General features: G+C 69.3%; 14 protein-coding genes. 8 read left to right on the top strand and 6 right to left on the bottom strand.

What is annotated here, in order from left to right; genetic code table 11:
- Positions 1-31: 31 nt before the first annotated feature.
- Positions 32-2194, bottom strand: coding sequence for an RNA degradosome polyphosphate kinase (locus FHU31_RS11395; RefSeq protein ID WP_167158339.1), 2163 nt, complete (start codon positions 2192-2194; stop codon positions 32-34).
- Between the two features lie 46 nt (positions 2195-2240).
- Positions 2241-2894 carry a 2-phospho-L-lactate guanylyltransferase gene (cofC, locus tag FHU31_RS11400; protein WP_167158341.1) on the bottom strand — a complete coding sequence of 218 codons (654 nt, stop codon included), beginning with the start codon at positions 2892-2894 and terminating at the stop codon, positions 2241-2243.
- Between the two features lie 46 nt (positions 2895-2940).
- On the opposite strand from cofC, the gene FHU31_RS11405 reads away from it, so the two are divergent.
- The 3 genes from FHU31_RS11405 to FHU31_RS11415 are packed head-to-tail and all read left to right on the top strand — an operon-like array spanning position 2941 to position 6193.
- Positions 2941-3939: an NAD(P)H-dependent glycerol-3-phosphate dehydrogenase gene (locus FHU31_RS11405; RefSeq protein WP_167158343.1), complete on the top strand. Its 999-nt coding sequence runs from the start codon at positions 2941-2943 to the stop codon at positions 3937-3939.
- A gap of 6 nt (positions 3940-3945) precedes the next feature.
- The gene (locus FHU31_RS11410) at positions 3946-5049 is read left to right on the top strand and encodes a cystathionine gamma-lyase (RefSeq protein ID WP_167158345.1); all 1104 of its coding nucleotides are present in this window, start codon (positions 3946-3948) and stop codon (positions 5047-5049) included.
- Between the two features lie 40 nt (positions 5050-5089).
- A complete protein-coding gene (locus tag FHU31_RS11415; RefSeq protein ID WP_167158347.1) occupies positions 5090-6193 on the top strand; it encodes a D-alanine--D-alanine ligase family protein in 1104 nt (367 codons plus the stop codon).
- A 23-nt stretch (positions 6194-6216) separates the two neighbouring features.
- Here the strand turns inward: FHU31_RS11415 and FHU31_RS11420 are convergent, their stop codons facing one another.
- Together FHU31_RS11420 and FHU31_RS11425 are read right to left on the bottom strand one after the other, a co-directional pair.
- Positions 6217-6762: a DUF3515 domain-containing protein gene (locus FHU31_RS11420; RefSeq protein WP_167158349.1), complete on the bottom strand. Its 546-nt coding sequence runs from the start codon at positions 6760-6762 to the stop codon at positions 6217-6219.
- Positions 6763-6771: 9 nt separating this feature from the next.
- Positions 6772-7014, bottom strand: a complete 243-nt coding sequence (locus FHU31_RS11425; RefSeq protein ID WP_167158351.1) for an Lrp/AsnC family transcriptional regulator — start codon at positions 7012-7014, stop codon at positions 6772-6774.
- A 93-nt stretch (positions 7015-7107) separates the two neighbouring features.
- Between FHU31_RS11425 and FHU31_RS11430 the strand changes: the two genes are divergently transcribed.
- Together FHU31_RS11430 and FHU31_RS11435 are read left to right on the top strand one after the other, a co-directional pair.
- Entirely contained in the window at positions 7108-8058 is a 951-nt protein-coding gene (locus FHU31_RS11430; protein WP_167158353.1) for a thiamine-phosphate kinase, read from the top strand.
- 27 nt (positions 8059-8085) lie between these two features.
- The gene (locus FHU31_RS11435) at positions 8086-8769 is read left to right on the top strand and encodes a uracil-DNA glycosylase (protein WP_167158355.1); all 684 of its coding nucleotides are present in this window, start codon (positions 8086-8088) and stop codon (positions 8767-8769) included.
- A 66-nt stretch (positions 8770-8835) separates the two neighbouring features.
- On the opposite strand, the gene rpmB is transcribed toward FHU31_RS11435, so the two are convergent.
- The gene (rpmB, locus tag FHU31_RS11440) at positions 8836-9030 is read right to left on the bottom strand and encodes a 50S ribosomal protein L28 (protein WP_090356937.1); all 195 of its coding nucleotides are present in this window, start codon (positions 9028-9030) and stop codon (positions 8836-8838) included.
- A 210-nt stretch (positions 9031-9240) separates the two neighbouring features.
- Here rpmB and FHU31_RS11445 point away from each other — a divergent pair, with 210 nt between their 5' ends.
- From FHU31_RS11445 to FHU31_RS11455, 3 genes are read left to right on the top strand one after another with little or no spacing between them, the layout of a single operon-like run.
- A complete protein-coding gene (locus FHU31_RS11445) occupies positions 9241-10860 on the top strand; it encodes a fatty acid kinase ATP-binding subunit FakA (protein ID WP_167160922.1) in 1620 nt (539 codons plus the stop codon).
- Between the two features lie 2 nt (positions 10861-10862).
- On the top strand, positions 10863-13079 hold the full coding sequence (recG, locus tag FHU31_RS11450) for an ATP-dependent DNA helicase RecG (protein ID WP_167158357.1): 2217 nt from the start codon (positions 10863-10865) through the stop codon (positions 13077-13079).
- A complete protein-coding gene (locus FHU31_RS11455) occupies positions 13076-13771 on the top strand; it encodes an HNH endonuclease family protein (RefSeq protein WP_167158359.1) in 696 nt (231 codons plus the stop codon). The genes recG and FHU31_RS11455 overlap by 4 nt, the downstream gene beginning before the upstream one ends.
- Before the next feature lie 24 nt (positions 13772-13795).
- On the opposite strand, the gene FHU31_RS11460 is transcribed toward FHU31_RS11455, so the two are convergent.
- Positions 13796-14119, bottom strand: a complete 324-nt coding sequence (locus FHU31_RS11460; RefSeq protein ID WP_167158361.1) for an intersectin-EH binding protein Ibp1 — start codon at positions 14117-14119, stop codon at positions 13796-13798.
- Between the last annotated feature and the right edge of the window lie 22 nt (positions 14120-14141).

Below are 14141 nucleotides of genomic sequence, written 5' to 3' on the forward strand. Positions count from 1 at the left end.
TTCGTGCGGCGACCGGCGCGAGAGGAATCCGTCAGGGATGTCGATGACGTTCCATCATCGACACCTGATGGTCGCGCACGGTCTGACCTTCGAGTGGCATTGCCGTCCAGTGACCGTCGGCACGCAGTTCCCAGCATCGGGTGGCCGGATCCATTGCGGACTCGAAGATGTCATCGAGCTGCGCGGTGAGCCGGGGGTCCTTCACCTGGGCCATGACCTCGACACGGCGGTCGAGATTACGATGCATCATGTCGGCGCTGCCGATCCAGAACTCGTTGATGGCATTGAAGTGAATAATTCGCGAGTGCTCCAGGAACCGCCCCAGGATCGACCGGACGACGATGTTCTCGGAGAAGCCGGGAACGCCCGGCTTGAGCGCGCAGATTCCACGCACCACGACCTCCACGTGCACACCGGCCTGCGAGGCGCGGTACAGCGCATCGATCACCTGCTCGTCGACGAGTGCGTTGGCCTTCATGCGAATTCGGCCCCGGGCGCCGTCCCGGGTCGCGGCGATCTCTCGCTCGATCCGCTCGATGATGCCTCTGCGCACGCCGAACGGCGCGACCAACAGGTTGCGGTAGGACTCCTTGCGTGAGTACCCGGTCAGCGAGTTGAACAGATCCGTCAGATCGGCGCCGACCTCGGGGGAGGCGGTGAGCAGGCCGACATCCTCGTACAGCCGCGCGGTTTTCGGGTTGTAGTTGCCGGTACCGATATGGCAATACCGCCGTATTGCCGAGCCCTCGCGCCGCACCACCAGCGCCGTCTTGCAATGGGTCTTGAGCCCGATCAGGCCGTACACCACGTGCACACCGGCCTGTTCCAGCTTCCTGGCCCACTTGATGTTGGCCTGCTCGTCGAAGCGCGCCTTGATCTCGACGAGCGCCACCACCTGCTTGCCGGCCTCGGCGGCATCGATGAGCGCGTTGACGATCGGCGAATCGCCGGAGGTGCGGTACAGCGTCTGCTTGATGGCGAGCACATTGGGATCCGCGGCCGCCTGTTCGATGAACCGCTGCACCGTGGTGGAGAACGAATCGTAAGGATGATGCACCAGGACGTCGCCGTCGCGCAGCGTGGAGAAGATGCTCTTGGGCGTCTCCCGCTCGCCGAAAGCCGGTGGTGTGGCGGGCACGAACGGGCGGTCCTTCAGGTCGGGCCGGTCCACGCCGTAGATCTGCCACAGCGAGGACAGATCCAGCAGACCGGACACCTGGATCACATCGCCGGGATGGACATCGAGTTCGCGTAGCAGCAGTTCGAGCATGTTCTCGGTCATGTCGTCGGCCACCTCGAGGCGCACCGGTGAGCCGAATCGACGCCGGGCCAGTTCCCGCTCGAGGGCTTGCAGCAGATCCTCGTCGCGGTCCTCGGCCACCTCGAAGTCGGCGTTGCGGGTGATCCGGAAGGCGTGGTGCTCGACGATGTCCAGACCGGGGAACAGCACCGGGAGGAACGCCGCGATGAGCGACTCCAGCGGCAGGAAGCGGACCGGCCCGGCCGTGCCGTCGTCCAATTCCCGGGCAGGCAGTTCGACGAAGCGGTCGACGTTGTCGGGCACCTTGATTCGCGCGAAGTGCTGGGTGCCGTCATCGGGCTGGCGCACCGTGATCGCGAGATTGAGACTCAGACCGCTCACGAACGGGAACGGATGTGCGGGGTCGACGGCCAGTGGGGTGAGGACCGGGAAGACCTGTTCGTGGAAGTAGGTCGACAACCGGTCCCGCTCGTGCTCGTCGAGATCGTTCCAGGTGACGATGACGATGCCCTGCTCGGCGAGTCCGCGCCGCACCGACTCGAGGAAGACGTGGGCGTGTCTGCTGGCGAGCTGCTGGGTACGTTCCCCGATTCGGCGCAACTGCTCACGAGGGGACAGGCCGTCGGCCGAGCGCACCGACAATCCCATCTCGTCGCGGCGCTTGAGCCCCGCGACCCGAACCATATAGAACTCATCGAGATTCGAAGAGAAGATGGCGAGGAACTTGGCGCGCTCCAACAGCGGTAGCGAGCTGTCGGCGGCCAGCGCCAGCACCCGGGCGTTGAAATCCAGCCAGCTCAGTTCGCGGTTGAGGTAGCGATCCTCGGGCAGGGCGTCCGCGGGCGAATCCGCGGTCGCCGCGGGCGGCGCGTCGGGGGTGTTCTCGGGTGACGTCCACTCGGCGTCGGCGGGTCGCGTGTCGGCTTCGGTCATGTACCGATCATTGCGCATCGCCACGGCGCATTCCAGTGCGGCGCGACTAACAGTCGGTGCCCGTACACGCCAGCTTGCCGATCACCCGGCTGGTGGCCGGGCCGACGCCGAGGCGCAACGCCGCGGCGAGATCATCGGGGGTGTCGATATCGCAGCGTAGGCCCGGCCAATCGCCGGTGAGTTCGACCGCACCCGAATCTGCGTGGCGGCGTGCGGAATCCGTACCGAACCGCGGGTCGAGCGGTGCGCCGAAGGTGAACAGCGCGGAGGTGCCGGTGCCGTGGCGATCGCCGACGAAGCTGCGCCGGTGCGCTGCCGCCGCGGTGATGGCATCGCTCAGCTCGTCGGTGCGCAGTGCCGGCAGGTCACCCTGAAGGATCATCATCGCCGTTGTCGCACTGGATCTTTCGGCGGCTGCGAGGGCATTGTTGAGCGGGTCGAGATGGCCGTCGGGGGTGGGATCGGCGAGTGCCTGGGCGCCGAGTTCGACGGCGGCGGCGGCCGCCGCCGGGTCCGGTGTCACCACCGTGATCGAACTCACCGCGGGCACCGCTGCCGCCGACGAGATGGTGTCGGCCAGCATGGCGAGCACCAGACGCTCACGCGCCGCCGCCGACAGCACCGGCGCCAGCCGGGTCTTGGCGGCGTTGAGCCGCTTGACCGCGATCACCAGGCCCACCTGTGTCCCCACCCCCGCCATCCTGCCAGCCGGCCGGCGCACGGGGGTGATCGCGCTAGGGTGAAGCGTGGTCGAAGCCGCGGTGATGGGTGCCGGTGCATGGGGAACAGCGCTGGCGAAGGTGCTTGCCGATGCCGGTAACGGTGTGACGTTGTGGACGCGCCGTCCCGAGCTCGCCGAGGAGATCAACGCGACCCACCGCAGTCCGTTCTACCTCGGGGACACGGTGCTGCCGGAGAGTATCCGGGCCACCTGCGATCCGGCCGAGGCGCTCGACGGTGCCTGCACCGTGCTGCTCGGGGTGCCGTCACAGACGCTGCGGGCCAATCTCGAGCACTGGAAGCACCTGATCGGTGCCGACGCCACGCTGGTGAGCCTGGCCAAGGGCATCGAGTTGGACACCCTCATGCGGATGAGTCAGGTGGTGGTGCAGGTCACCGGTGCCGACCCGGCGCGGGTCGCGGTGGTGTCCGGGCCCAACCTGGCCAAAGAGGTCGCCGATGGGCAACCGGCGGCCACGGTGGTCGCCTGCAGCGACTCCGGCCGGGCGGTGGCCCTGCAACGTGCCCTGTCCACGCCGTACTTCCGGCCGTATACCAATGCCGACGTGGTGGGCGCCGAGATCGGCGGCGCCTGTAAGAACGTCATCGCGCTGGCCTGCGGCATGGCCGCGGGTGTCGGGCTGGGGGAGAACACCTCGGCCGCGATCATCACCCGGGGCCTGGCCGAGATCATGCGGCTGGGAATCGCGTTGGGCGCCAAAGGCGCCACCCTGGCCGGGCTGGCCGGTGTCGGCGACCTGGTCGCCACGTGCACGTCGCCGCGGTCGCGCAATCGCACCTTCGGGGAGCGTCTCGGGCTGGGCGGTTCGATGGAATCCGCGCTGGCGGCCGCCGAAGGGCACGTCGCCGAGGGGGTGACCTCGTGCCGGTCGGTGCTCGCACTCGCGTCCAGCTATGACGTGGAGATGCCGCTCACCGATGCCGTCCACCAGGTCTGCCACCGCGGGTTGTCCGTCACCGACGCCGTCATGCTGCTGCTCGGGCGCAGCACCAAACCGGAGTAGGCCGGCATGGGCGGGACATACGGGGATTCCACCCGAACGGTCAAAGTCGTTGGCGGCCACGCGAGTCCGGGTGCTCCGATAGCTCCCGCACCGGTTCCGGCCTCGGCCTACCACCTGGCGGCCGACGAATCGGGGGATCTGGACACCTATGGTCGGGTGTCGAATCCGACCTGGCGTCAACTGGAATCGGCGTTGGCGGAGTTGGAGGGCGCGTCCGCCGCGCTGACCTACGGCTCCGGGATGGGCGCCATCACCTCGGTGCTGCGGGTGCTGACCCGGCCGCAGACCACGCTCGTGGTGCCGGCCGACGGCTACTATCAGGTCCGCCGCTACGCGGCCGAATACCTTGCCCGGCAAGGGGTCAACGTTGTCGAAGCGACCGCGGCGCAGATGTGCGATGCGGCCGCGGACGCCGATGTGGTGCTGGCCGAGACACCGGTGAACCCCACGCTGGATGTGGTCGATCTGCACCGCCTGGCCACCATCTGCCGGGGCCGCCGAAGCACCCTGGTGGTGGACAACACCGCCGCGACACCGCTGGGTCTGCAACCGCTGTCGCTGGGCGCGGACCTCGTGGTCGCCAGCGCCACCAAGGCGCTGGCGGGGCACAGCGACCTCTTGGCGGGGTACGTGGCCGGATGCAACGACGAGCTGATGGCCCGGATCGAGCGGGATCGGCTGCTGTCCGGGCCGGTGCTCGGGCCGTTCGAGGCGTGGTTGGTGTTGCGCAGTCTGGGCACCGCGGGTCTGCGGATCGTACGGCAGTGCCGCAACGCCGCGGCGGTGGCCCTGATGCTGCGCGATCACCCCGCCGTCCGGTCGGTGCGCTATCCCGGCCTGCCCGGTGACCCCTCGCATCCGGTCGCAGCCGAACAGATGAAGCGCTTCGGCGGTCTGGTGGCCGTCGAACTCGAGGACGCGGCGGCCGTCCACGCCCTGGTCGAGCGCAGCTCGCTGTTGGTGGCGGCGACGAGCTTCGGTGGCATCCACACCTGCGTGGACCGCCGGGCCCGCTGGGGTGACCCGGTCGGCGCGGGCTTCGCGCGACTGTCGCTGGGTATCGAGGACACCGACGACATCGTCGCCGATATCGAGAGCGCGCTGGGCTGAAACTCCCCGCCGCGGCGCCAGCCGGTAACGTCTCCTGATTGTGAGTGCCCGTATCCGCGTCGCCGTCATCTACGGCGGACGCAGCTCTGAGCACGCGATCTCGTGTGTGTCGGCCGGCAGTATCCTGCGCAACCTCGACCCGGAACGGTTCGAGGTGGTCGCCGTCGGGATCACGCCCGAGGGATCCTGGGTGCTCACCGACGGCCGCGCGGAGACCCTGGCCATCACCGACGGCACGCTGCCCGAGGTGACCGGAGCCTCCGGAACCGCCCTGGCGCTGCCCGCCGATCCGCTCCGCCGGGGTGAGCTGCTGTCCCTGGACGAGTCCGCCGGTGACCTGCTGGCCGCCGTCGACGTCGTCTTCCCGGTGCTGCACGGTCCCTACGGCGAGGACGGCACCATCCAGGGGCTGCTGGAACTGGCGGGGGTGCCCTATGTCGGCGCCGGGGTCCTGGCGAGTGCGGCCGGTATGGACAAGGAGTTCACCAAGAAGCTGCTGGCCGCCGAAGGCCTGCCGATCGGTGACCAGGTGGTGCTGCGCGCACACCACGCCACGCTGGAGCTGGAGGACCGGGAACGACTGGGCCTGCCGGTGTTCGTGAAGCCGGCGCGCGGCGGGTCGTCCATCGGCGTCAGCCGCGTGACGGCGTGGGACCAGCTTCCCGCGGCCATCGCCCACGCACGTACGCATGACCCCAAGGTGATCATCGAGGCCGCGGTGCCCGGCCGCGAGCTCGAATGCGGGGTGCTGGAGTTCCCCGACGGCCACCTGGAGGCCAGCACGGTGGGCGAGATCCGGGTGGCCGGTGTGCGCGGCCGTGAGGACGGCTTCTACGACTTCGCCACGAAGTACCTGGAGGACGCCGCGGAACTCGACGTGCCGGCCAAGGTCGACGACACCGTCGCCGAAGAGATCCGGCAGCTGTCGATGCGGGCCTTCCGCGCCATCGACTGCCAGGGCCTGGCCCGGGTCGACTTCTTCCTCACCGAGCAGGGCCCGGTGATCAACGAGATCAACACGATGCCCGGGTTCACCACCATCTCGATGTACCCGCGGATGTGGGCGGCCAGCGGCGTGGACTATCCCACCCTGTTGGCGACGATGGTCGAGACCGCCGTCGCCCGCGGTACCGGCCTGCGCTAGCGCGGCGATGCCGTTGTTGAGCCTCAGGCCGGCGGGCCGGGATTCAGCGGCTGCGCCGGCATCACCTGCGCGATCGTGCGTGACATCAGCTGGATCGGCGTGGGTCCCGACCCCTGCGGCAGCGTCAGCGCCACGTAGGTCCCGCGGTCGACCGCGAACCAGGTGCTCGAGCCGTCACCTTTGACCTCGAACCAACTCACCTCGTCGACCACCTGCAGCGGCGCCCCCACCACGAAATCGGCGGGCCGGTCCAGTCCGCAGCGCAGGATCACCGGTTCGGTGTTCGCGGACTCCTGCTGCCAGGCGGCGGCACCCGCGGGCACCGGCTCGACGGCCACGGCGCGGTGGTAGTCACCGAGTTGGTCGGGCAGGCTCGCGAGCAGCGCCGCGCACTGCGGTCCGTCGGCGGCCGGGGCCGGGGCGGCGGCGATCGCCACCGGACGGGGAGCCGGATCGGTCTGGCGGATGGCGGCGAGGCTGAGCAGCACGATCACTGCGGCCAGCGCGACACCGGCCGCCGCGATGATCAGGCCCCGAGGCGGACCGTCCTGGATATCGGGATCGGGCACCCCGCAACTCTATGGGGCGGCCCCGTCGGCGATCGGGCAGGTCAGGGTGCGGGTGATACCGGTCACCTGCTGCACCTGTGCGGCGACACCGTCATGCAGTTCGGCCATGGTGTTGGCGCCGATCCTGGCGACCACGTCGTACGGGCCGGTGACGTACTCGGCAGAGAGCACCCCGGGCAATCCGGCAAGTTGTTTGGCGACGACCTCGGCACGGCCCACCTCGGTTTGAATCAGCATGAAAGCCTCCACCACCGGGTGTCCCCTCCATTCCAGTACATAGACTCGGCGTCGCAGGGACCAAACGTACCGCAGGTCGCGTGACTGTTCAGGGTGGAGACAGGTGAGATGACGGACAGGGACCCCACCCTGGCGCAGGTCGGGGAGTTCACCGTCATCGACAGGATCGTGGCGGGACGTGCGCAACCGCCGTCGGTGGTCCTGGGCCCCGGCGACGACGCGGCGATCGTGCTGGCCGGCGACGGCCGCACCGTGGTGTCGACCGACATGCTGGTGCAGGACCGGCACTTTCGGCTGGACTGGTCCACGCCGTACGACATCGGCCGCAAGGCGATCGCCCAGAACGCCGCCGATGCCGAGGCGATGGGCGCCACCCCGACGGCGTTCGTGGTGGCTTTCGGGGCCCCCAAGGAAACGCCGGCCTCGGCGGCGGTCGCCATGAGCGACGGGATGTGGGCCGAGGTCGCGAAATTCGGAGCCGGGATCGTCGGCGGCGATCTGGTGAGTGCACCGCTGTGGGTCGTCTCGGTGACCGTGCTCGGTGACCTCGGTGGTCGCGAACCCGTACGCCGGGATACCGCGCGGCCGGGTGACATCGTGGCGGTCATCGGCGAACTCGGTCGCTCGGCGGCCGGGTATGCGTTGTGGCTCAAGGGAATCTGCGAGCCGGCCGAATTGCGCCGGCGGCATCTGGTGCCGGAGCCGCCGTACGGACAGGGTGCGGCTGCCGCGCGGGCCGGCGCCAGCTCGATGACCGACGTGTCCGACGGGCTGGCCGCCGATCTGGGACATATCGCGGCGGCCTCCGGGGTGCGCATCGACCTGTCGAGGCAGGCGCTGCGGGCCGACCACGACGCGCTGGCCCCGGTGGCCGCCGGCACCGGTGACGACGCGTGGGACTGGGTGCTCGGCGGCGGTGAGGACCATGCGCTGGTGGCCACCTTCGCCGGGGCGCCGCCACCTGGCTGGCGCACGATCGGGCGTGTGCTCGACGGCGCCGCCGGCGTGGACCTCGACGGTGAGCCGTGGCGCGGAAGCGCGGGCTGGCAGTCGTTCTGAACGCCGGACACGCTAGTTTGGGCGTTCGTGACACCACGCCCTCTGACCGAACTCGTCGAACCGGGATGGGCGCGCGCGCTCGAGCCGGTGGCCCCGCAGATCACGGCACTCGGGGAATTCCTGCGTGAAGAACTGGCCGCCGGGCACCGCTACCTGCCGGCCGGCGAGAACGTCTTGCGGGCGTTCACCTTTCCCTTCGAGGCCGTACGGGTGCTCATCGTCGGCCAGGATCCGTACCCGACGCCGGGGCATGCGGTGGGTCTGAGCTTCTCGGTGGCACCCGATGTCCGCCCGGTACCGCGCAGTCTGGGCAACATCTTCAACGAGTACAGCACCGACCTGGGGCACCCGGTACCCGCGACCGGTGATCTCACCCCGTGGGCGCAGCGGGGCGTGATGCTGCTCAACAGGGTGCTCACGGTGCGGCCGGGCAGTCCGGCCTCACACCGCGGAAAGGGCTGGGAGGCGATCACCGAACGGGCGATCCGGGCCCTGGTGGCCCGGCCGCAGCCGCTCGTCGCGGTGTTGTGGGGACGCGATGCCGCCACCCTCAAGCCGATGCTGGCCGAGGGCGACTGTGCGGTGATCGAGTCGGTGCACCCGTCGCCGCTGTCGGCGTCCCGCGGATTCTTCGGCTCCCGGCCGTTCAGCAGGACCAACGAGCTGCTGACCGGGCTGGGTGCCGATCCCATCGATTGGCGTCTGCCGTAAAGCAGGCACGCAAATAGGCCGGTGGACCGAAGTCCACCGGCCTATCGACGCGGAGTGCGGCCTAGATCAGCCGCGGGCGACCTTGCCCGCCTTGAGGCAGGAGGTGCACACGTTCAGGCGCTGCTTGTTGCCACCCGGACGGGCGACGGCACGCACGGTCTGGATGTTCGGATCCCAGCGACGGTTGGTCCGACGATGCGAGTGCGACACCGACTTGCCGAAGCCGGGGCCCTTCGCGCAGATATCGCACACGGCAGCCATATCGAGAACTCCTTGTATTAGTACTTGGGGGGTCTGGATGCTGCGCCGCCAAAGCGTCGCGAGTCGACCCGACAACCTGACCAGGATACCGGCCGGGGTGACGGATCGCCAAAACGGTCCACAACCTGTGCAGCAGCGCGCCGGATTGTCGGGTGCGGTGGCTAGGCTGGCGCGGTCTGAACGTGCGTCAGTGGAGGTGAGGTGGCCGAGATTTCGGGAGTTCGGCTCGACGCGGCCGGCCTGCGGGATTGGGCGCACCACGCTGTCGGGCACCTGATCACCCATACCGACGAGATCAACGGCCTCAACGTCTTCCCGGTGGCGGATTCCGACACCGGGACGAACATGCTGTTCACCATGCGGGCCGCGGTGGTCTGGGCCGATGACCGGGTCGGCCAGGACATCGCCACCGGAGTCGCCGGGGTGGCCGCGGCACTGTCCGACGGCGCCCTGCACGGGGCCCGCGGCAACTCCGGGGTGATCCTCTCGCAGATTCTGCGGGGCCTCGCGGAGGTCACCGCCGGTCTCGGCCTCGCCGAGATCGACGGACCGGGGCTGGCCGAGGCGCTGCGCCGCGCCGAGGGGTTGGTCGTCGCCTCGATGGGTCAGGAGGTGCCCGGCACCATCGTGTCGGTGTTGCAGGCCGCCGCGGGCGCCGCCGAGGACGCGGCCGCGTCGGGCGCCGAGGTGGGCGTGGTCGTGGCATCGGCCGCCGATGCGGCGGCGATCGCACTGGAGAAGACCCCGGACCAACTCGACGTGCTGGCCGAGGCGGGCGTCGTGGATGCCGGCGGCCGGGGTCTGCTGGTGCTGCTGGACGCCATGACCATGACCCTCACCGGCGCCGCGCCGCGGCGGCCGCGGTACGAACCGGCGACCCCGCCCGTCGAGGTCTCCGCCGGCTCGGCCACTCCCCGGTTCGAGGTGATGTATCTGCTCAGCGGATGCGGCCAGGGCGATGTCGACAGACTGCGCGGCGCACTGGACGAACTGGGAGATTCGGTGGCCATCGCTGCGGCCGCCTCCAGCGGGGCCGCCGGCAGCCATTCGGTGCACGTGCACACCGACGATGCCGGCGCGGCCGTGGAGGCGGGGCTGGCGGCCGGCGTGCTCAGCCGGATCCAGATCACCGCGCTGACCGGAGCCCACCCGAATGCGCACCGGAGCCGGGACCGCGCGGTGCTCGCGGTGGTCGACGGTGACGGCGCCGACGAACTGTTCGCCGGTGAGGGCGCCCGGGTGTTACGGCCCGACGACGGCGCGCCGATCAGCGCCCAGCGGTTGCTGCGGGCGCTCGTCGAGGCCGATGCCGAACAGGTGATGTTGTTGCCCAACGGCTTTGTCGCCGCTGAGGAACTCGTCGCCGGCTGCACCGCGGCCACCGGCTGGGGTATCGACGTGGTGCCGGTGCCGGCCGCATCCATGGTGCAGGGTCTGGCCGCGTTGGCGGTGCATGACGCGGGCCGCCAGACCGTCGATGACGGATACGCCATGGCGCGGGCCGCGGCGGGGGCCAGGCACGGTGCGGTGCGGGTGGCCACGGAGTCGGCGCTGACGTGGGCGGGTGCGTGCAAACCCGGCGACGGTCTCGGCATCACCGGTGACGAGGTGCTGATCGTCGCCCACGATATCGGCTCGGCCGCAACGGGTTTGGTTGATCTTCTGCTGGCTTCCGGCGGCGAACTGGTGACCGTCCTGATTGGCGCCGGGGTCGACGACGCGGTGGGTGAGCAGTTGCGCAGGCATGTGCACGAGCGACATCTCGGTGCCGAGGTGATCAGTTACCGCACCGACCACCATGGGGACGCACTGCTGATCGGGGTGGAATAACGGTGGTCGCACTGGGCGAACGGCTGGTCAACGTGCTGGGGGCCAAGGCCGCCGACAAGCTGGAGGAGGCATTCGGACTCCGCACCGTCAACGACCTGTTACGTCATTTCCCGCGTAAGTACAGCGACGGCATGTCGGTCAGCGGAGAGGGTGAGGAACTCGAGCTCACCGAGGGCGACCACGTCACCCTCGTCGACGTCATCACCGACGCGGTGGCCAAACCGATGCGGCGCCAGCCGGGTAAGCGGCAGCGGATGTACCTGCGGGTGACACTGGGCAACCGCCGTCCCGAGGTGACCGCGACCTTTTTCAATGCCGATTACCTGATCAAGGATCTGGTGCCGGGCACCCGGCTGATGATGTCGGGGGAGGTCAAATTCTTCCGCCAGACAGTGCAGTTGGACCATCCGGCCTTCCTGGTCCTGGACTCCCCGAGCGGGCGCACCATCGGCACCAAGTCGCTGAAGTCGATCGCCGATGCCTCCGCGGGGGATGACCTGCTGGCGGCCTTCGAGCGTGACTTCTTCCCGATCTATCCCGCGACGGCGAAAGTGCAGAGCTGGGATGTCTACGGGTGCGTGCGCCAGGTGCTTGACGTGCTCGATCCGGTCCCCGAAGTCCTCCCGGAAGCGATTGTGCGGCAATGGGATCTGGTCTCCGAGGACCAGGCGTTGCGGGCGATTCACCTGGCGGAGAACGCGGTCGAACGCACGCGGGCCCAGGAACGGCTGGCGATCGACGAGGCCGTCGGCCTGCAATGGGCGCTGGTGTCCCGGCGCTACAGCGAGCTCGGTGAGACCGGTCCGGCCGCCCCGAAGCGAGATGACGGGTTGGCCGGAGCGCTCTTGCGGCAGTTGCCGTTCGAGCTGACCGGCGGCCAGCGTGAGGTGCTCGAGGTCATCTCCGCCGACCTCGCCGAGGCCCGCCCGATGAACCGGATGCTCCAAGGTGAGGTCGGCTCAGGTAAGACCATCGTGTCGGTGCTGGCGATGCTGCAGGTGGTCGACGCGGGTTTCCAGTGCGCGCTGCTAGCCCCCACCGAAGTCCTTGCGGTGCAACACGCCCGCTCGGTGCGGTCGGTGCTCGGACCGCTGGCGACGGCCGGCGAACTCGGCGCTCCCGAGGGTGCCACCCGGGTCGCGCTGCTGACCGGGTCGATGTCGCCACAGCAGAAGCGTCAGGTCCGCGATGAGATCGCCACCGGCGCGGCGGGCATCGTGATCGGCACCCACGCCCTCATCCAGGAGTCGGTGGAGTTCCATCAGCTCGGCATGGTGGTCGTCGACGAACAGCACAGGTTCGGCGTCGAACAGCGAGACCGACTGCGGGTCAAGGCAACCGGTGGGATCACTCCGCATCTGCTGGTCATGACGGCCACGCCGATCCCTCGCACCATCGCACTGACCGTGTTCGGCGACCTGGAAACCTCGGTATTGCGTGAGCTGCCCCGCGGCCGTCAACCGATCACCACCAACGCGGTGTTCACCACCGACAAACCCGCCTGGCTGGATCGGGTGTGGGCGCGCATCGTGGAGGAGGTGGCCGCCGGCCGGCAGGCCTACGTGGTGGCCTCCCGCATCGACGAGTCCGACAAATCGGAGAACGAGCAGGGGCCGCCGCCCATCACCGTGCTGCAACTGCTGGAGTTCCTGCGCAATGGCCCGCTGTCTGCACTGCGGCTGGGGCTGATGCACGGCCGGCTGCCCGCCGACGAGAAGGGCGCGGTGATGAGTGCGTTCCGGGCGGGCCAGATCGATGTGCTGGTCTGCACCACCGTCATCGAGGTCGGGGTGGATGTGCCCAATGCCACCGTCATGGTGGTGATGGACGCCGAGCGATTCGGGATCAGCCAATTGCACCAGCTGCGCGGACGGATCGGCCGCGGCGAGCATCCGAGCCTGTGCCTGTTGGTCTCCAGGACGAAGGAATCGACCAAGGCCGCCGACCGGCTGCGGGCGGTCGCCGGCACGCTCGACGGTTTCGCCCTTGCCGATCTGGATCTGCAGGAGCGCCGTGAGGGAGATGTGCTGGGCTACAGCCAATCCGGCAGGCGAATGACCCTGCGCTTCCTGGCCCTGACCGACCACCAGCACATCATCGAGGTGGCCCGGGAGTTCTGTCAGGCTGCCTACCAGGACAATCCGCGCCAACCCGGGCTCGACGTCCTGGCCGCGCAGTTCACCGACACCGAGCGAGTCCAGTACCTGGACATGTCGTGAGGCGGCTGTGGCCGCTGGCGGCCGGGGTGGTGCTCGCGGTCGTCGTCGCGGTGCAGGTGCTCACCCAGACCGACCCGGGCAGGCTCGCACATGCCGATATCCCCACCGTCGCAGCGGGTGTGGACATCCTGTCGGGAATCCCCGAGATCCCGGCGCGGGTCCGGGGTAACGACTATCGCCGCGCGGCGTTCGGCGATGCCTGGGATGACCTCAACGACGCTCCGGGTGGGCACAACGGGTGCGATACCCGCAACGACATCCTCAACCGCGATCTCGTCGACAAGACCTACGTGGCGATCAAGCGCTGCCCCCAGGCGGTGGCCACCGGCACGCTGCACGACCCGTACACCGACAACGCGATCGCGTTCGTGCGCGGCAATCAGGTCGGTGCGGCGGTGCAGATCGACCACATCGTGCCACTGGCGCTGGCCTGGGATCTGGGTGCGCGGAACTGGACGGATGCGCTGCGGCTGCGCTTCGCCAACGACCCGGCCAATCTGATCGCCGTTGAGGGGCAGGCCAATCAGGACAAGAGCGATGCCGAACCCGCGCGCTGGATGCCGCCCAATCATGCGTTCTGGTGTCAGTACGCGGTGCAGTTCGCCGCCGTGCTGCGCGGTTACGGACTCCCGGTCGACATGCCCTCGGCGGCGGTGCTGCGCGAGGCGGCCGCCACCTGCCCGGCCGCGTGAGGCGCTACGCGGCACCCTGACCGGTCAGCGCCCGACCGTGGACGTCGGCGACGGACTGGGCGTCGGCGGCTCCTCGCCCAGGCCGAGGCACTCGTACGAGTTCTGTCCGGTGCTCGGGATACCGTCCACCTCGGGCAGCGGATCGGGTCCCGAGCCGAAGGTGATCTGCGGTGAGTTCGGCACCACATGCGGCATGCACACCCCGGTGAATAAATCCTCGACCTCACCGCCCGGACACGTTGCCGACGGTGCCGCGGCGGCCACCGGCAACGCCACCGCCACGAGCGTCAGGGCGAGGCTCGCGGCCCCTGCGCGCACCGAAAAACCCACCGGCGCAGGTAACTCCATCGAGATGTCCGCGCGATGAACG

This window comes from Mycolicibacterium fluoranthenivorans, assembly GCF_011758805.1.
Taxonomy (GTDB): Bacteria; Actinomycetota; Actinomycetes; order Mycobacteriales; family Mycobacteriaceae; genus Mycobacterium; species Mycobacterium fluoranthenivorans.

Bases quoted from the DNA above. Each gene is read 5' to 3' on its own strand.
- cofC (WP_167158341.1), bottom strand. From the start codon at position 2,894: ATGGCGGGGGTGGGGACACAGGTGGGCCTGGTGATCGCGGTCAAGCGG.
- FHU31_RS11395 (WP_167158339.1), bottom strand. From the start codon at position 2,194: ATGACCGAAGCCGACACGCGACCCGCCGACGCCGAGTGGACGTCACCC.
- FHU31_RS11460 (WP_167158361.1), bottom strand. From the start codon at position 14,119: ATGGAGTTACCTGCGCCGGTGGGTTTTTCGGTGCGCGCAGGGGCCGCG.
- FHU31_RS11430 (WP_167158353.1), top strand. From the start codon at position 7,108: ATGACGGACAGGGACCCCACCCTGGCGCAGGTCGGGGAGTTCACCGTC.
- FHU31_RS11410 (WP_167158345.1), top strand. From the start codon at position 3,946: ATGGGCGGGACATACGGGGATTCCACCCGAACGGTCAAAGTCGTTGGC.
- rpmB (WP_090356937.1), bottom strand. From the start codon at position 9,030: ATGGCTGCCGTGTGCGATATCTGCGCGAAGGGCCCCGGCTTCGGCAAG.